General features: G+C 36.1%; 13 protein-coding genes. 6 read left to right on the top strand and 7 right to left on the bottom strand.

Annotated elements, in window-relative coordinates:
* Positions 1-17: 17 nt before the first annotated feature.
* The 4 genes from LF886_RS08205 to LF886_RS08190 form a co-directional block, all read right to left on the bottom strand.
* Positions 18-1,121, bottom strand: a complete 1,104-nt coding sequence (locus LF886_RS08205) for an HlyD family secretion protein (protein WP_124533771.1) — start codon at positions 1,119-1,121, stop codon at positions 18-20.
* Between the two features lie 16 nt (positions 1,122-1,137).
* A complete protein-coding gene (locus LF886_RS08200) occupies positions 1,138-2,454 on the bottom strand; it encodes a TolC family protein (protein WP_236853660.1) in 1,317 nt (438 codons plus the stop codon).
* Positions 2,438-3,076: a TetR/AcrR family transcriptional regulator gene (locus LF886_RS08195; protein WP_124533775.1), complete on the bottom strand. Its 639-nt coding sequence runs from the start codon at positions 3,074-3,076 to the stop codon at positions 2,438-2,440. Before LF886_RS08195 ends, LF886_RS08200 begins: the two co-directional genes overlap by 17 nt.
* A 357-nt stretch (positions 3,077-3,433) precedes the next feature.
* Positions 3,434-4,552 carry an ATP-binding protein gene (locus LF886_RS08190; protein ID WP_236853659.1) on the bottom strand — a complete coding sequence of 373 codons (1,119 nt, stop codon included), beginning with the start codon at positions 4,550-4,552 and terminating at the stop codon, positions 3,434-3,436.
* A gap of 252 nt (positions 4,553-4,804) precedes the next feature.
* Here LF886_RS08190 and mdlD point away from each other — a divergent pair, with 252 nt between their 5' ends.
* The 4 genes from mdlD (at position 4,805) to LF886_RS08170 (ending at position 9,101) form a co-directional block, all read left to right on the top strand.
* A complete protein-coding gene (gene mdlD, locus LF886_RS08185; RefSeq protein WP_236853658.1) occupies positions 4,805-6,124 on the top strand; it encodes an NAD(P)-dependent benzaldehyde dehydrogenase MdlD in 1,320 nt (439 codons plus the stop codon).
* Positions 6,125-6,320: 196 nt separating this feature from the next.
* Positions 6,321-7,634 carry a hypothetical protein gene (locus LF886_RS08180; protein WP_236853657.1) on the top strand — a complete coding sequence of 438 codons (1,314 nt, stop codon included), beginning with the start codon at positions 6,321-6,323 and terminating at the stop codon, positions 7,632-7,634.
* Position 7,635: 1 nt separating this feature from the next.
* Complete coding sequence (gene lptC / locus LF886_RS08175) at positions 7,636-8,226, top strand: LPS export ABC transporter periplasmic protein LptC (protein WP_236853656.1); 591 nt, start codon at positions 7,636-7,638, stop codon at positions 8,224-8,226.
* 11 nt (positions 8,227-8,237) lie between these two features.
* Entirely contained in the window at positions 8,238-9,101 is an 864-nt protein-coding gene (locus LF886_RS08170) for an anhydro-N-acetylmuramic acid kinase (protein WP_317207652.1), read from the top strand.
* A gap of 230 nt (positions 9,102-9,331) precedes the next feature.
* Here LF886_RS08170 and LF886_RS08165 read toward each other — a convergent pair whose 3' ends face one another.
* Positions 9,332-9,721: an SRPBCC family protein gene (locus LF886_RS08165; protein WP_124533789.1), complete on the bottom strand. Its 390-nt coding sequence runs from the start codon at positions 9,719-9,721 to the stop codon at positions 9,332-9,334.
* A 36-nt stretch (positions 9,722-9,757) separates the two neighbouring features.
* On the opposite strand from LF886_RS08165, the gene LF886_RS08160 reads away from it, so the two are divergent.
* Entirely contained in the window at positions 9,758-10,369 is a 612-nt protein-coding gene (locus LF886_RS08160; protein WP_317207651.1) for an NUDIX hydrolase, read from the top strand.
* Positions 10,370-10,478: 109 nt separating this feature from the next.
* On the opposite strand, the gene LF886_RS08155 is transcribed toward LF886_RS08160, so the two are convergent.
* Both LF886_RS08155 and gldJ read right to left on the bottom strand, forming a co-directional pair.
* A complete protein-coding gene (locus LF886_RS08155) occupies positions 10,479-11,750 on the bottom strand; it encodes a UDP-N-acetylmuramoyl-tripeptide--D-alanyl-D-alanine ligase (RefSeq protein WP_236853655.1) in 1,272 nt (423 codons plus the stop codon).
* A 157-nt stretch (positions 11,751-11,907) separates the two neighbouring features.
* The gene (gene gldJ / locus LF886_RS08150; RefSeq protein WP_236853654.1) at positions 11,908-13,509 is read right to left on the bottom strand and encodes a gliding motility lipoprotein GldJ; all 1,602 of its coding nucleotides are present in this window, start codon (positions 13,507-13,509) and stop codon (positions 11,908-11,910) included.
* 164 nt (positions 13,510-13,673) lie between these two features.
* On the opposite strand from gldJ, the gene porU reads away from it, so the two are divergent.
* Positions 13,674-17,576 carry a type IX secretion system sortase PorU gene (gene porU / locus LF886_RS08145; protein WP_236853653.1) on the top strand — a complete coding sequence of 1,301 codons (3,903 nt, stop codon included), beginning with the start codon at positions 13,674-13,676 and terminating at the stop codon, positions 17,574-17,576.
* Positions 17,577-17,585 lie beyond the last annotated feature (9 nt).

Here is a 17,585-nt window from a genome sequence, read left to right as displayed (position 1 = left end):
TTTAACAATTTTAAATGTTATTTCAAAGCAACCTCTGCCTTCACGTTCATACCTGTTCTCAATCTCTTTGCAATATTCTTATCAAGATTTACAAAATCAATTTTCACAGGAAGTCTCTGAACTACTTTTACGAAGTTACCACTCGCATTATCCGGAGGAAGTATAGAGAAAGTAGCTCCTGTAGCCGGAGAGAAAGAGCTTACTACTCCATCAAATTTCTGGTCAGGAAAAGCATCAATTTCAATTTTCACTTTCTGTCCTTCTACCATCTTATCAACCTGTGTTTCTTTAAAGTTGGCCACTACCCATTTCTGGTCGTTTTTAACCAAAGCAAACAACTGTGATCCAGCCTGCAGATACTGACCTGCCTGAGTAGATACTTTTCCTACGTGTCCATCTTCAGGGGCAAGGATTACGGTATATGATAAGTTTAATTTTGCATTTTCAACATCTACTTCTCTCTGCTTTGCCACAGACCCTGCAACACTGATTTGTTGGGAGCTTGCTGCTGTCTGAGAAGAAGCAATATGGGTTTGCTGAGCAATTTGATTTCTCTGGTCAATCAAAACCTGCAGCTGTCTGTCTGCTGATTGTTTTGCAGCCAGAGCCTGCTCATATTGCTGTTCTGTAATAGAGTGGTCTTTCACAAGATTAGCATATCTTTTCAGATCCTGAGTAGTTTTCCAAATATTTACTTTCGCTGCTTCTATCTGAGCATTAGCAGTTACTACAGCAGCTTCTGAAGAACCGATATTTTTTGAAGTAGCCGTTGTAGTAGCTTCTGCATTTGAAATATTACTTTTGGCTGTAGATAGTGCTGCCTGAGCCTGCTCAAGAGCCATTTTCTGATCTCTGTTATCCAAAATCACCAAAGTATCTCCTTTCTTTACAAACTGATTATCTTTTACCTTTACCTGAGCTACATAGCCAGAGATTTTAGAAATTACAGGAGCCATATTGGAAGTAATCTGAGCATCGTCAGTTTCTTCATGATACTGTCCGTAAGTGAAGGCTCTGTAACCGTAGATTCCTCCTCCGATTACTACTGCCGCTAAAATGATAGGAAAAACTAAACTTTTTTTCTTTTTAGGTTCAATTGCCTGTGTATTATTATTTTCCATTTTGGTTTCGATCTGCTTATTTAATTGTTAAAGTTCCTGTTGTCTGTAATAGTTTTCTGTATGCCAGTGCAGCATCTGCCTTAGCATTGATCACGCCAACGTTGGCCGCGATCTGAGCGGCGTCTGCATCCAGCAATTCGGTCATGGTTGCAAGACCGTTATCATATTTATTTTTTGTAATTCTATAATTCTCATTAGCCTGTTCAGCAGTTTTTTCGAAAACGACAATTCTCTTTTTTGAATAGTCTGTGTTCTGATATTCTCTGTTCACATCAAGCTTAATGTTGTCATTCAGTAATTCATCAGTAGCTGCAAGTTGCTTTTCTCTCGCTTTGTACTGTCTCAATGAAGAATTTTCTTTCCAGATATTGGATAAATTATAAGAAACTCCAATCCCAACATTAACGGCATTGTAGACCGTAAGAAACTTAGGAATATCTGCTGCTACATAACCTCCTGTAAATGCGATGGAAGGAAGGTTTTCTGCTTTTGCAGCTTTTGAACCTAATTCTGCAGCTTTTCTCTGCTGTGCTAAAGCCTGTAAGTCTTTACGGTTTTCTCTGGCCTCAGTAACATAGAAATCAACAGGTTTTACCTCTGTTCCTTCTTCAATATAATTCTGATCTACTTCAATCTCTGTCGTTTCAGGAATACCAAGTAATAAATCCATATTGATATTGGCAATATTGTAATTATTTTTAGCTTCCAACAGCTGAAGTTCAATATTTGAAGTCTGAAGATTTGCTTTTAATCTGTCATTTCTGGCGATCAACCCGTTATTTTCCATTTTAAGGAAGGTTTCATCTCTTTTTTGAGAAGCAGACAGGTTTTCTTCAAAAACTTTGATCGCCTGATTGGCTTTAAATAGGTTGTTATAAGCCTGCGCAACATTATAAGCAATGGCTGTTTTATCGTTCTCAGTACTTAGTTTTGACGCTTCCACCAAATATTTAGCTGATTGTATCCCATATCTGATTCTTCCTCCGCTGTAGATAGGAACGCTAAGATTAGCTGAACCATACAATACCTGATGTACTTCAGGACCGCCTGCTCCGCCTGAAAGCCCCGGAAGTTTAATATCAACATTCGGTTTTATCGGAAGGTACATGTAACTTCCTGACACTTTCAATTCTGGTAACTGTTTGTTTTTCGCTTCCAAAAGATCAGCTGTAGCCTCTTCGATCTTGGCTGCATCGATCTTGAGATTCTTGCTGTTCTGGATTCCCAGCTGTACGGCTTCGTCAAGAGAAAGTGTTTTTTTCTCCTGAGCATTTGCATTTGCTATTCCTACGAATAGTGATAATGCAATCACTGAGTTATTTATTCTCTTCATAACCTAAAAGGTCTTTTAGTAAATATTTTATATGTTTATTAAGTTCTGTATAGTATTTTTCGTCAAAAGCCTCCTCATCTTCTGTTTCGTTCAGGAATTCTTTATACATTTCTTTAGCATTGAATGCATAAAACAGAGTTCCGCTTACGGTAGAATGAAGCAGATAAATAGGTGGGTTTTTGGTAAAAATTCCATTTTTAAGACCGCTTTCCAATATTTGTGAATACATAGAAAGGAATCCCATTTTGGTTTGCTTCAAAAATTCTACAATCTGAGGATTTTTACTGTGCAGCTGCTCTCGCTGCATAATCCTGTAAAAGCATTTTTGAGTTCGGATCTTGTTAGAAAACTGATCAATTACTCTTTCAATCTTCTGCCATTCGTTGATATCTGTTCTTCCCAAAAGATCTTTTGAAAAAAACTGACCTTCATTCATTCTGTATTCCACTAATTTCTCATAAAGTTTTTCCTTAGAGCCAAAATAGTATGAGATCATAGAGATATTTACATTAGCATCCTTTGCTATTTCCCTGGTGGAAGTTCCTTCAAACCCCTTTTCTGCAAAGAGCTTCTCGGCCGCAAATAATATATTTTCTTCTTTTGAAATCATGTTAGTGTTCATTTTTCAGGGCGCAAATTTACATAAGTTTTTGTTAAAATCAAACGATTGATTGATTATTTAATATAGATTTAATTTATTGTAAACAAAAGACTATTTCTATAATTACATATCGAAACAACAGGTAATCCTACATTTACAAGAAGAAACCGCAGTAATATCTCTGTTTATATAAGATTACGGAAATGAATTAAAAAGGGATTACATTGATCAACTTTAAAAATTGAGATCATGAAAAAAATAATTTCAATTGCAGCGCTAGTTTTTTTCACATTGAGCTATGCTCAGGAAAAGACAAAAAAACTTAGTACAAGTCTTTAGATAAAAACAAAAACTCCGGTAACATTACCGGAGTTTTCTTTATGTGCTTTTGTGAATATATCTTGATAATTTTATGCCCAGATCGGTCCATACAATTTTAGGATTTCCGTTTCGGGTCAGATGCAGATCTGCGGTATTGATTTCTTCTAAAATACTTTCAATATTAGCTCCGCTGATGAATTTCGAAAATCCTGCCCAATTGAAGCCATTGGCATTGATCTTTTTATATACCAGATTTTCGGACTGATAATTCTGAAGGAGTGCCAACCTAAAAATTTCAGAACAGTAATTCAGGAAATTCTTCTGTTTTTCCCTGTTCCATCCTGCAATTTCTCTCGCCCAAAGAATAATACTCCTAAGATACTCGGGTTTCTTTTTCACCATAAAAGCATCTCTCACCCATTGTACAAAAAGTTTTTCAAATTCGTTGGTTTTATCTCCCGAATTAAAAAGCTTTACAGCATCATTCAGGTCTCCCTGTGCCTCATGAACAATCTCTCTTATTTTATCTTCCGAAACAGATAATTTCGTTTTAAGGTGACTCTCAATATCTTCATCAGTGATTCTTGGGATTTCTACCACTTGCGTTCTGGAAAGAATGGTAGGAAGGATATCGTTTGTGCTTTCTGCAGTAAGAAGAATGATCGTTTTGGCTGGTGGTTCTTCCAAAAATTTCAAAAACTTGTTGGAAGCGGCAATATTCATTTTATCAGCTCTCCAAACAATGAGGATTTTGGTTCCTCCTTCATAACTTTTTAGTGAGAATTTTTGATTTTGATCATCAATCTCATCCGCCGAAATAAAAAGCTGTTTATTTTCGGATTCTAAAAAAGCCGTCCAGTCATCATAGCTTGCATAAGGAGAAGCCAGTATCATTTCTCTAAACTCTTCAAATTTATTCTTGCTTAAAGAATTTTTATTATCTGTAAAAACCGGAAAGCTGAAATGCAGGTCCAGGTGATTGAGATGCTCTACTTTCGCTGCAGCATGTTCATTTTCCTTACTTAAAATTTCCCGTGCATAGGCCAATACCATAGGTAGAGTTCCGTATCCCTCCTTTCCTACAAAAAGTTGGGCATGGCTCACTCTGTTTTCGGCAATGCTTTCTCTAAGAAGTTTTTTCAGATTCGTCTGTCCGGCGATGTTCTCCCAATTCATGTTTCAAAGATAAAAAATCTTATTCCAATTTATAAAATTAAGTCTGCTTAAAATGCATAAAACTATATATACTTACTTCTTGAAGGTTCAGAATATCTATTATATGATAGGTAATATCAATAATCTTATTAGAATAAAATCAAAAATTAAATTGTGTAAAATTTAATTTTAACCAATATATTTGCGAAGTGAAATTTCTCGTAAATTACATTACCATTTCAACTTATACTCTAATAATAAAATCATCAACCAATGAATAAAGATTTAGAACAAAAAATCAAAAGTGTATTTCAGAAACAGAAGGCTTTTTTCAAAACGAATCAGACTAAAGATATTGAATTCAGAAAGACTCAGTTAAGAAAATTCCGTGACGTATTTTTACAGCATACGGATGATCTTTGTGAAGCTTTATCCATCGATTTGGGGAAAAGCAGAAAGGAAGCAGAGTATGTGGAAATTCAAATTGTCATCAGTGAACTTGATTATCTTCTTGAGAATATTGATGAGTGGGCAAAGCCGACTCCGGTACTTTCAAAACCACATCCATCAGGAGCAGAAGTTGAGAGCAAGATAACCTATCAACCTTACGGCGTTACTTATATTATTGGCCCATTCAACTACCCTGTTCAGCTGACTTTCAGTCCGCTTATCGGAGCTCTGATTGCAGGAAATACGGCTATTATAAAACCTTCGGAAAATACCCCTCACGTTGCAAAAGTTCTTGAGCAAATTGTCAATGAATCTTTTGACGAATCTTATGTAGCAGTTATTCAGGGAGCTATTGAGGAAAACACCCTCTTATTGAGCTTCCCTTTTGATTATATCTTCTTTACAGGAAGTCCTAATGTTGGAAAAATCGTCATGAAAGCTGCTGCAGAACAATTAATTCCATTGGCTCTGGAACTTGGAGGAAAATCTCCTACTATTGTTCATAAGGATGCAGATCTGGATAAAGCAGTGACAAGAATATCCTATGGAAAATGGATCAACTGCGGTCAGACATGTGTTGCTCCGGACTATATTTACATTCATGAATCTATAAAAGATGCATTTATCGAAAAGTTTAAAGCAAATTTAGAAACCACTTATGAAGGTAATTCTTTAGGAAAAATCGGAAAAATTATAAGTCAAAACCAGATTAAGCACCTTGCAGGTTACCTGGAAGCAGCTCCTGAAAAGGTAATCTATGGAGGGCATTATGATCTTGAAACCCGTCATTTTGAAGCTACGGTAATGGATAATGTTACCTGGGATGATCAAATTATGCAGCAGGAAATTTTCGGTCCTATCCTACCTATTATGACGTATAATGACATTGAAGAGGCTTTGGAAGAAATCAATAATCGTCCTAAACCATTGGCTTTATATGTTTTCACGGAAAATCAGGAGTTTGCAGATTACATTCTCAATCATACGACAAGCGGAGATGCGGAAATAAACAATACTATCATCCATGTTGGCTCTCACTATTTGCCTTTTGGAGGGGTGGGAACTTCAGGAATGGGAAAATATCATGGCAAATTCAGCTTTGAAAGTTTTAGCCACAGCCGTTCTGTTCTTCAGGTAAAATAATAATAGAGATAATACTCTGTATAAACCGAGACTGTTCATCATAGAACAGTCTTTTTTCTATAATAGAATTACTATTTTTATTGATAAAAATTTGCATTTTTCTTTTAAAGGAAGGCCCTTAACAAACTTTAACCACATATAATTTTTACAATTCATTAATATTTAAGATATTTGCGCATTATTTTAAAAATAAAGAATGAAAAAAATCTTTGTAGTATCATTCATATCAGTTGGATATTTTCTGAACGCACAGAGTCTAAGCAACTCACCTTATGCAACTTATGGAATTGGAGATGTGAAATATGATAATACGATCGAAACTGCTTCTATGGGAGGTATATCCACTGCTTTTATCAGTGATTTTACCAGTAGTTTCAATTTTGCCAACCCGGCAAACAATGCCAATTTCGAACTTACGAGTATCAGATTGGAGGCTACCAATGAAAACAATTATTTCAAATCGAACTTTAACGATATGAAATCTACAAAGCATTCTACGTACCTTTCCAGTATTTCGTTAGCATTTCCGTTATCTTCAAAAGTAAAAATGGGAATCTCTTATCAGCCATACAGTTCTAAAAGCTACGATATCGTAACTGAGCAGTTTGCTGACGATAAGACTCCTCTTTATAAAAATAACTTTAAAGGAAGCGGAACTTTGAACACCGCACAGGTAGCAGTTTCTTATAAAATCAATCAGGAACTTTCTGTGGGGGCAAGAGCTAACCTTTATTTTGGAGATCTTAGTGACCTTAACGAATTCCGTGCTTATAATGCTGCCACTGGTAGTTATGCTGGTGAATACGTGAATGGTTATCAGACGAAAAACAGAATCAGAAACTTTAACTTTACCCTTGGTACAAGTTATCAGACTTTAAATACACGTACTGACAAGAAGTTTACAATAGGAGCTACTGCTACATTTGGTAACACGAGTAATATGACTACTGAGTACATCAACAGTACCTACAGATATTCTGATACTCAGGAAACGACAAAGGTTACCGGATCAGAAACAATTATAGAACAACAGAATACAAAATCTAAAAACCTTCTTCCATTACAGGCATCCGTAGGGGTTGGATATGGAAGTGAAAATCATTGGTTTGTATCTGGACAGGTTGACTATAAAAAAGGAGAAAACATTGCTTATTTTGGTAAAACTTTTGATTTCCAGGATACCTACAGAATTTCTGCCGGTGGATGGTACCTTCCTAACTATAACAACTTCAGAAGCTACTTCTCAAGGGTAGTCTATAGATATGGAGCTTTCTATGAAAGAGGAAATCTTAATCTGGATGGAACGAGCATCAACAAATTCGGTATCTCCGGAGGGGTAATGCTTCCATTCAAAAACAGTAGTATCACAAGAATGAGTGGTCTTGAAATAGGTGTAGAAGTTGGAAAAAGAGGAACTCTTAGCAACAACCTGATCAATCAGAATTTCATCAACCTGAAAATCGGCTTTAATTTTGCTGATAAATGGTTCAGAAAGGCTCTTTATAACTAGAATGAATTTTTCAGAAAAAATATCATATAAAAATATAGCATGCCTTTTTAGTTGTGCTATATTTTTTATATTGACATCCTGTGAAGAGGATCTTACCAAAAGAAATGGCAGCCAAAGTAAAAACTTCCCTTCACAGATTATCTACAAAGCCAATATTATACAGCGTGACTCTGGTTTTGTTACTTTAAAAGCCAAAGCACCCATCATTGAAAAGTATGAGCTTATTGACAGCCCGTATGTTGTAGCCAGAAAAGGAATTGATATTGAGTTCTTTGATAAAAAGAAACCTAAAGTTCCGGGAAGGATTACAGCCAAATACGCCAGAATCTTTGAATACAAAAAATTCTACGAAGCCAAAGGTGATGTAAGAATAAAAACCAATGAAGGACAGAGATTTGCGATGCAGAGTATTTATTGGGATCAAAGAAAGAACAGAATCTATACTAAAGATACGGTGTATGTCACCATGGAAGACGGCTCTACTCTAGTGGGTGCCAATGGAATGACGGCTAAAGATGATTTTTCCGAATATACGTTCTATAACAACTCCGGAGATTTCAGTTCAAAAAGAATTTCCGAGAATAAAAAATAAATCCAAAAAGAATGAAAGCTCTTGCTATTGGACTCATGTCCGGGACGAGTCTGGATGGTTTGGATATCTGTCTTGCAGCATTTGAAAAACAGGACAAATGGACCTTTCAAATCCTGAAAGCCGAGACATTACCTTATTCTGAAGATTGGGAAAACAGACTCAAAAACTCCATTCATCTTTCTGCTGAAGACTTACTGGAACTGCATTCTGAGTATGGTTTTTATCTGGGAGAGCAGGTTAAAGAATTTATTCATCAACATCAGCTTGAAAATATCAGTCTGATTGCATCCCATGGCCATACCGTTTTTCATCAGCCTCAGAGAAGATTTACGCTGCAGGTAGGTGACGGCAGAGCAATCAAGCTGGAAACCGGATTACCTGTCATCTATGATTTCAGAAGTCAGGATGTCCTGTTGAAAGGAAACGGAGCTCCATTGGTTCCGATAGGTGATGAATTGCTTTTTTCAAAATACAGTGCTTGTCTGAATCTTGGTGGATTTTCTAATATTTCTTTACAGTCAGGCGGAAAAAGGATCGCTTTTGATATTGCCCCTGTTAATATTGTGTTGAATCATTTAGCTAAGAAACTCCATAAAAGCTTTGATGAAAATGGAGAACTTGCGAAAAAAGGGAGAATACATGAAGCTTTACTTAATGAACTTAACCATTTAGATTTCTATCAGCAATCGCATCCGAAATCATTAGGAATAGAATGGTGCCATCAACATGTATTTCCGGCTCTTGAGAATATCGAAATTTTAGATGCCCTAGCCACTTTTACAGAGCACTGTGCCCAGCAAATCGCTCATGTCATCAATAAAAACAATATAAAAGATATCCTTATCACCGGAGGGGTGCTTACAACACTTTTTTAATTGAAAAAATAAGAGCAAAAACAAAATCCGAAGTCATCATCCCTGAAAAAGAAATCATCGATTATAAGGAAGCTCTGATCTTCGCCTTTATGGGTGTTTTAAAGATAAATAACGAGGTAAATGTATTGTCTTCCGCCACAGGAAGCTCCTATGATCACTGCTCAGGAATCATAGTTTAAACACATTATCTGATAAAAAACAAAAAACCTTCAAAAATGAAGGTTTTTTTATTATTTATAAGCTTCGATCTTATCGGTAAGCGTATTGATAAAGTTCTGCAATGGTTTTTCTACCATCATCTTGATGAAAGGATTAAATTTCCCTTCAAACAACATCTGAACTTCAGTCTGGTTTTCACTAATTGGGTTTAAAGTTGCTGTTAATGTAAAATCCAAGCTTGAACTTGCGGATCTTAAAACAGCTTTTTGATCATCTACTTCATCTATTTTTAACGCGATTTCTGGCATTCCCTGTAATCCAAATTTAAATCCGTTATCTCTTGTTTCAAACTTTTGAAGACCATCCGGCATAAAATCTTTGTAATTTTCAGGTGATTTTAGCAATTCGGTAAGCTCTTTAGATGATTTATTGACAATAATCTTTCGTCCTTCTAAATTCATTTTTTATTTTTGTATTTAAATTCTTAACTCTTACAAATGTATAAAGTTTTTATCAACGAAAAAAAATTATTAATATCTAAGCATCCTGAAGAACTTGAAAAAAAGCTTGGGTATGAAAATTATACGACTTTAGAGATCGCTCTTGATCTTTTGGAGAATACTTCTGTGCAGGAACTGAATGTATATGGTGAGAATTTGGACGAAATCTGGCAGGAATTCCAAAAGCTTTTCAGAATTATAGAAGCAGCAGGAGGTCTTGTCAATAATCCTGAAGGTAAGATTCTTTTCATCAAAAGACTTGGTAAGTGGGATCTTCCCAAGGGGAAAATGGAAAAAGGAGAATCCAGAGAAGAGTCTGCAGTACGCGAAATAGAAGAAGAAACTGGTCTGAAAGATGTTGAACTTCTAAAGTTTATCAATACCACCTATCATATTTATATAGAAAGAAATGGTGAGAAAATCTTAAAATGCACCCATTGGTTTGAAATGAACTTCGATGGAGAAGACACTTCCACGCCTCAAATAGAAGAGGGCATTACTGAAGTAGCCTGGAAAACGACCGCACAAATTGAGAATGAAGTATTTCCGAGCACCTTCAAAAATATTCAACTCATTGTACAAGAATTCTGGGATTTAAAGATTAAATAAATTTAATATTAAAAACCGGAAGCTGGAAAAGGGAGACTCATGTTTCTATTCAAACCGTTCTCCCCTACAGCTATATTTTTTGGTTTATATTAAAATCAATTTCTGATTTTTATACAAAGTCAATCAGTTTCTCAAGGGCAATTCCTCTGGATCCTTTCAACAATATGTTGTCAGATTGAATTTTATTCTGTTTTAAATATTCCATCAATACTGTTGTATTTTCAAAAGCAAGATCTGAAGGGTTAACTGCCTTAAAATACTTTCCTACAGTAATAATTTCATCGAAATTCAGATCCTGAGCCAGTTTTAAGATGTTTTGATGTTCTTTCTCACTTTCATCACCCAGTTCAAGCATATCTCCGATAATAATGGTTTTACGGCCTTCAAAACTGATGAAGTTATTCAATGAAGCAGTCATAGAACTTGGGTTGGCATTATAGGTATCCAGAACCAAGGTTCTCCCCTCTTTTTTCACCACCTGAGATCTCATATTGGTAGGCGTATACAATTCCAGAGCATGTTTTATTTTTTCAAAACTAATTCCGAAATGAAGACCAAGACTTGCTGCCGCACAAAGATTGGTAAAATTGTATTCTCCTGTCAGTTTTGAAACAGCTTTTACTCCTTGATAAGTTAATCCTACAAAATGTTCTTCCGAAAAAGATTCAAAATTATAATCGGATGCATCTTTTCCAAAGGTAATTTTCGGTGAATAATTTTCTGTTTTCTCAACCTGGATAGGATCATTTTCGTTAACAACAATAGTTTTATGATTGTTTTTAAGATAGTCATACAGTTCAGACTTTCCTTTGATCACTCCTCCGAATCCTCCGAATCCTTCTAAATGAGCTTTTCCAAAATTGGTAATATATCCGAAATCAGGTTGTGAGATGGTACACAGAAATTCAATTTCTTTCTGATGATTGGCTCCCATCTCAATGACGGCCATCTCATGTTCAGGTTTAATGGAAAGGATTGTCAAAGGAACTCCGATATGGTTATTCAGGTTTCCAAATGTATACTGAACATTAAACTTTTCTGAAAGAACAGCATGAATCAACTCTTTTGTAGTAGTCTTTCCATTACTCCCTGTAAGCCCGATAAAAGGAATGGTAAGCCTGCTTCTGTGATAGAGAGAGAGCTGCTGTAAAAACTCAAGGGTAGACGGAACATAGAAAATATTTTTATCTCTGTTTTCAAATTCCGGAAGCTCAACAATCACTGCCAAAGCTCCATCATCTATGGCTTTTTCTGCTAAGATAGCCGCATTGAAATTCTCACCGGAAAAGGCGAAGAAAATATCATTCTCTGCTATTTTTCTGCTATCAATAGTCACTTTTGCGGCCTGCAGAAATAAAGGATAAAACTGTTCTATATTCATGTGGAAATATATATATATATTTTTTAAAGAGGTCATATGTAATCGCCAAATCTATATGAGTATTTTAGACTTTTTAACCTAAGCGATTTCATGGTTCAAAAATAAAAAAACCTTCCGGAAATCCGGAAGGTTTTTTATAAGTATTTTTTGATAAATATTATCTTCTAGTTCTACTCTTATCGTTTGTTCTAGAATCCTGTGCAACACGGAATCCTACCCAACCATAAGCTCTGTTTTGATTTTTATATCTTCTTTGTCCCGGGTCCAGCCAATACGCTGTATCCTGCCAAGAACCACCTTTTACTACTCTAACCTCGTTAGAAATTCCAGAAGTTCTTTCTTTAGTATCTTTCTGTAGTTTCACTCTACCCGTTCCATCTACAACGAAACTTGTTTTAGGAGCGTTGTACATATCAAATCCTGCAGCAGAATCTGAAGCTCTGTAATATTCTAAAGAAGATTGTCTGTCACCATCTCTATAGTTTCTATAGTCAGCGATAGTCTGTCTTTCGAATTGTCCAGGAAGTCCTTTATACACTAATCTTCCGTCAGCCAAAGTATCATACTTGATAGTACCTTCGTCGATCATTTTATAAGTTCCGTCACCGTTTCTTACGATAGCTTGAGGCATGTTTCCTCTATAGTAGTTGAAATCACTGTAATCCTCATCAATGATAGGTCTGTAAACATCGGCAGTCCATTCTGAAACGTTACCGAACATACCATAAACACCAAGATCATTAGATGGGTACTTTCTTACATCAGAAGTTTGTGCAGAACCATCATTCTTCCATCCTGAGATACCAGAATAATCCCCTTTACCCATTTTGAAGTTTTCAAGGAACATTCCTCTGTCTCTTCCTTTAGTACCTCTTAATCTTTCGATTTCAGGTTTTTTACCTAAGTATTGGTTATATTCTCTGGTTTTAGCCATACCAAGAGCTGCATATTCCCATTCTACTTCAGTAGGAAGTCTGAACTTCTGTACCATTGCAGAATTTGGAGCTCTGTTGGCTGCAAGCAATCTCTGGTTTGTAGTTTTCATACCAGTTTTTTGCTGCATTCTTTTCTCATTAATATATCCTTGCATTTCAGGATCATTCGATTTGAATTTATCCATGTTAAATGCAGTACCTCCTTGGTTATTGGATTCGTTGATATACAAATCTTTAGCAATAATACCAGACTGCATCAAAGCTTTTTCGTTCGCTCTGTCTGTCAGCCACTCACAGTATCTGTTTGCTTGTGTCCAAGAAACTCCTACAACTGGATAGTAATCGAATTCCGGAGAACGCAAATACGTTTCATTATAATCGTTTCTAGCTAATTTGTTGTCCCATAATAAGGTATCCGGTAAAGCACCGTTATAGATCTCCTTAAAACTCGGGTCACTTGGTGGGAATACATACTTCAACCATGTCAGGTATTCGCGGTATTCGTAGTTAGTAATTTCAGTTTCTCCGATAAAGAATGAACTTACCTGCATTCTGCGAGGTGTGTTATTCCAATCGTGCATAACATCATCTTTCACTAATCCCATCGTAAAAGTTCCACCTTCTACATATACCATTCCAGGCCACCCCTTCTGCTTCTGTTGCTTTCCTGCAAAAAACCAACCTTGTTTCTCGTTTGGTTTCCAACCTGTTTTGCTGACAAATTTTTTGGTACCGCCACCCTTGCTGGTTCCTGATCCGCCACAGCTGGTTAATGCAAGTGTAGAACTTAATGCTATTAATGAAAACAACTTTAGTTTTTTCATAGTTGATATAAATATTTTCAAAGTACAAAGAAAAAATAAATTATTCAATAAATCAAGTAAACATTTGATTTTTTTGAAAAACGTTAACAAATTAATTTTATTGTATCGCAATTTAATTCTAAAATTTTCATTTATTTTGTAATTTAGCAATTTCAATAGTAAACATGAAACGAAAAATTACGCTTTTATCTTTAATCGCTTTTGCATCAACACTTTACGCCCAGAGAAACACCATAGAATGGAGTGGCTCTAAAATTCAGGATTTTGGTGACACAAAATTGAATCTTCCAAGTTTTAAAAATGAAGGTTTTTCTTTCAACCAAAATAACGTTTTTATAGTAACCAAGCAAAAAATTGGAGAAAAGCAATTAAAAATTTCAGACCTTGTCTGGGAAAACGTTTCCAATCAGGATTTATTTGAACTTGATAAAGGGAGTCTTCCCAATTATGATGTGGCAGATGTTGCCTATTATACTTTAGATGGAGACAGCTATGCAAGTGTGAGTATCGCATTATTTAAAAATGTAAAAGGCCGTGTTCAGAGATTATCCTCATTTAATGTTTCGGAAGCATCCGCATTTGTCAATACTACAGGTACTGTCAGTAAAATAGGATCCAACATTAACCCATTATCAAGTGGAAATTTCTACAAAATAAAAGTAGACAAGTCCGGAGTATTCAAAATTACCTCTCAATTTTTAAAAGATAACGGAATCAATCCTGGTTCTGTAAATCCTAAAAACTTCAGAATCTATGGAAACGGAGGTGTAATGCTTCCTGAGTTTAACCAGGATCCGAGATACGGAGCTTTACAGGAAAATGCCATTCAGGTAGTAGGTGAAGATGACGGCGTATGGAATGATAATGATTATGCCCTTTTCTATGCACAGGGACCTGATGGATACAATCTTTATGATACTTCCAATGGAAATGGTTTTAAAAGAAAGGATACCCGATTCAGCGAAAGAAGCAATAATGTCAAAAATATATATGAGGACTTCTCTTATTACTATATCAACTTTGACAAAGGTTCCGGTAAAAGGGTTCCGACGATTGATGGAACTCTTCCTGCCCAGGTAATTACAAGATACGACAATTATCAGGTGATCAACAAAGATCAGAAAAACCTGTTGAAAGTGGGAAGAACATGGGTAGAAGATACTCCTTTCAACAATGAAAAAACAATAACGTTCGCTACCAATTCGCCCATACAAGCGAATGATGTTGTACGATACAGAACACAAGTGGTTGCTTATAATTCTCAACAGAATACAATTGATTTTAAGATCAATAATTTAAATCCGCACCCACTGCAAATAATCCCTTCAGATACGTCAACATATCAATATACCTTCTATCCTGTAACCTATACAGGTTCTCTTACCAATCTTACCGGGAACCAGATTACAATGGTTTTGAACCCTGATATTTCTAAAAACCCTAACGGAACTTTTTATTTTGATTATGTAGAAGTTCAGTATAAAGAAAATCTTGCTTTCAATGGTTCACAGATGAATTTCAGGGATTATTCGATTGTAAGTGGAAGCAATACAGATTATGGTTTCAGCATTAGCAACGCTGCTAATATTGAACAGGTATGGGATGTAACAGATATTACAAATGCTACTAAAAGGGTGAATAAAGGAGGAGCCGGCTCTTTCAACTTTGCTTATACTGCCGCTGATCAGAATTTCAATAATGAATTTGTGGCTTTCCGTGCTGATGCTGCTTTCAGTCCTCAGTTTGTGGGAAGAATTTCGAATCAGAATCTTTCTGCTTTACAAAATATAGATTACCTTATCCTTACTGTACCTGAAATGATGGGCCAGGCACAAAGACTTGCCAGCTACCATCAGACCAATCATAATTATAAGGTAGAAATTGTAGACGTTAACAAGATCTATGAAGAATATGGCAGTGGAAGCAAAGACCTTACTGCTGTAAGAGATTTTGTAAGCAAGCTTAATACTCCTCTAGGGAGACTTCAATATGTATTTATTCTGGGGGATGCCTCATTTGATTATAAGAATAGAGTTCCGAATAATACAAACGTTGTTGCTAGCTACCAGAGTGAGCAGTCTTCAGATTATGTATCATCATTTGTAACGGATGATTATATTGTAATGACCAAGCCTCAGACTACATTATTAATTGAAAATAATTTACCGGATCTGCCAGTGGGTAGAATTCCTGCTGCGAATACCAGTGAAGCCGGAGATATGATCAATAAAACGCTGGCTTATTATAATTCTCTTCAGGGACAATCAAGTCCTTTTGGAGACTGGCGTATGAGACTTGACTTCGTAGTGGATGATAATAATGAAGGAGGAAGTCCTTTCCATAATGTGATGAACAACTCTCTGGTTAGTATATTTGAACAACCTGGTCAGGTAGATCTAAAAGAATATAATGTTAAAAAATTATATCTGGATGCCTTTACCGCTCAGAGTACATCCGGAGGTCGAAGATATCCACAGGTAAACCAGGCTATTTCCAATGCTATCGGAAACAGTTTATACCTTTTCTATTTCGGACATGGAGGAATCAACGGTTGGGCACAGGAAAGGGTATTGACAAGTACTGAGGTTCAGAATGCCAATAACTTCTCCAATGTATACAGCAGATTCCCGTTTGTATCCACCATCACCTGTGAATTTACTTTATGGGATGAGCCTTCAACCAACTCTGTAGGAGAACAGTTTATTAAAATGAAACAGGGAGGTGCATCAACAATGATTACTTCCAGCCGTGCCATTGGGGTAGATTACGGACGTGATTTCACCAATACATTGACTCAAAATATATTTAAGCTAACCAACGACGATTTCAACTCCTTAGGAAATGCTCATTTAATTGCTAAAAAACAAAAGGGACCCAACAATAATCACTTAAAGGTAAACTTATTGGGTGACCCCGCTATGAAACTGAGCAGACCACAAAGACTTCTGATCATTGATAATATTGAAACCCCTGTTCCTGGATTGATAAGAGGGTTGGATTTTGTTAAAATAAAAGGACACGTCAATAATACGAACGGAACCTTGAACAGTACCTTCAACGGAAAGGTCAGCATCAATATTTTCGATAAGAGATTAAATAAGAAAACTTTAAATAACAATGGAGTTTTATCTCCTGTATTAGATTATACTGAAGAAGGAAGCGCCATTGTAAAAGCTGCAGGAACTGCTGTGAATGGTGTATTTACTGCCGAATTCTATGTTCCTAAAGACATCAACTACGCAGTAGGTCAAGGAAGAATACTAGCCTACGCAGACAACAAGTCTACGGATGTTTTCAATAATCAGGCTGTACAGGTAGGTGATATCAACCCTAACGGAATTAATGACAACCAGCCGCCAAAGGTAAAACTGTATATGAATAACACCAACTTTGCAGATGGTGGAATTACCAATCAGAACCCTATGCTTCTGGCTTGTCTTACAGATGATACAGGAATTAATTCAACCGGATCAGGAGTAGGTCACGATATTACTGTATACCTTGACGGGCAGATTATCAACACTGTTGTTTTGAATGATTTTTATGCTCCGGGAGAAGGAAACGGATGTTTAAACCCAAGTCTTGCCGACTATCAGAAAGGAAATGTGACCTATCCTTTCAGAAATATGGCAATCGGACAACACCAATTGACATTTAAAGTTTGGGACATAAACAATAATTCAACAAGTGCTACGTTAAATTTTGAAGTTAAGGATGAATCTGACCAGCACCTGACGATCAACCGTCCGCTGAACTGGCCAAATCCATTTACGAATAAAACATATATTCAGTTTGAACACAATTGTGATGATATTCTGGATGTGAACGTACAAATTTATACAATAACGGGAAGATTGGTAAGAACTTTATCACAACCGGTGGTAGCAGAACCGTTCCTACAGGGCTTTAGAACCCCTCGTCAGGCAATAGAATGGGACGGAAGAGATGATTTTGGGGCTACAGTAGCAAAAGGTACGTATATTTTTAAGATATTTGCAAAAAGTCAAAATCAAGAAAAATGCAAAGGAAGTGCTACAGCTGTAGAAAAAATGGTACTTTTGAAATAATTAAATAAT

The sequence above is a fragment of the Chryseobacterium sp. MEBOG07 genome, assembly GCF_021869745.1.
Taxonomy (GTDB): Bacteria; Bacteroidota; Bacteroidia; order Flavobacteriales; family Weeksellaceae; genus Chryseobacterium; species Chryseobacterium viscerum.
Note: the sequence above shows the minus strand (reverse complement) of the source record. Positions and strands in the feature narration are given on the sequence as shown.

Excerpts from the sequence above, each read along its gene's own strand:
- mdlD (WP_236853658.1), top strand. The coding sequence starts at position 4,805 with ATGAATAAAGATTTAGAACAAAAAATCAAAAGTGTATTTCAGAAACAG.
- gldJ (WP_236853654.1), bottom strand. The coding sequence starts at position 13,509 with ATGAAAAAACTAAAGTTGTTTTCATTAATAGCATTAAGTTCTACACTT.
- LF886_RS08195 (WP_124533775.1), bottom strand. The coding sequence starts at position 3,076 with ATGAACACTAACATGATTTCAAAAGAAGAAAATATATTATTTGCGGCC.
- lptC (WP_236853656.1), top strand. The coding sequence starts at position 7,636 with ATGAATTTTTCAGAAAAAATATCATATAAAAATATAGCATGCCTTTTT.
- LF886_RS08180 (WP_236853657.1), top strand. The coding sequence starts at position 6,321 with ATGAAAAAAATCTTTGTAGTATCATTCATATCAGTTGGATATTTTCTG.
- porU (WP_236853653.1), top strand. The coding sequence starts at position 13,674 with ATGAAACGAAAAATTACGCTTTTATCTTTAATCGCTTTTGCATCAACA.
- LF886_RS08205 (WP_124533771.1), bottom strand. The coding sequence starts at position 1,121 with ATGGAAAATAATAATACACAGGCAATTGAACCTAAAAAGAAAAAAAGT.
- LF886_RS08200 (WP_236853660.1), bottom strand. The coding sequence starts at position 2,454 with ATGAAGAGAATAAATAACTCAGTGATTGCATTATCACTATTCGTAGGA.
- LF886_RS08190 (WP_236853659.1), bottom strand. The coding sequence starts at position 4,552 with ATGAATTGGGAGAACATCGCCGGACAGACGAATCTGAAAAAACTTCTT.
- LF886_RS08160 (WP_317207651.1), top strand. The coding sequence starts at position 9,758 with ATGTATAAAGTTTTTATCAACGAAAAAAAATTATTAATATCTAAGCAT.
- LF886_RS08155 (WP_236853655.1), bottom strand. The coding sequence starts at position 11,750 with ATGAATATAGAACAGTTTTATCCTTTATTTCTGCAGGCCGCAAAAGTG.
- LF886_RS08165 (WP_124533789.1), bottom strand. The coding sequence starts at position 9,721 with ATGAATTTAGAAGGACGAAAGATTATTGTCAATAAATCATCTAAAGAG.
- LF886_RS08170 (WP_317207652.1), top strand. The coding sequence starts at position 8,238 with ATGAAAGCTCTTGCTATTGGACTCATGTCCGGGACGAGTCTGGATGGT.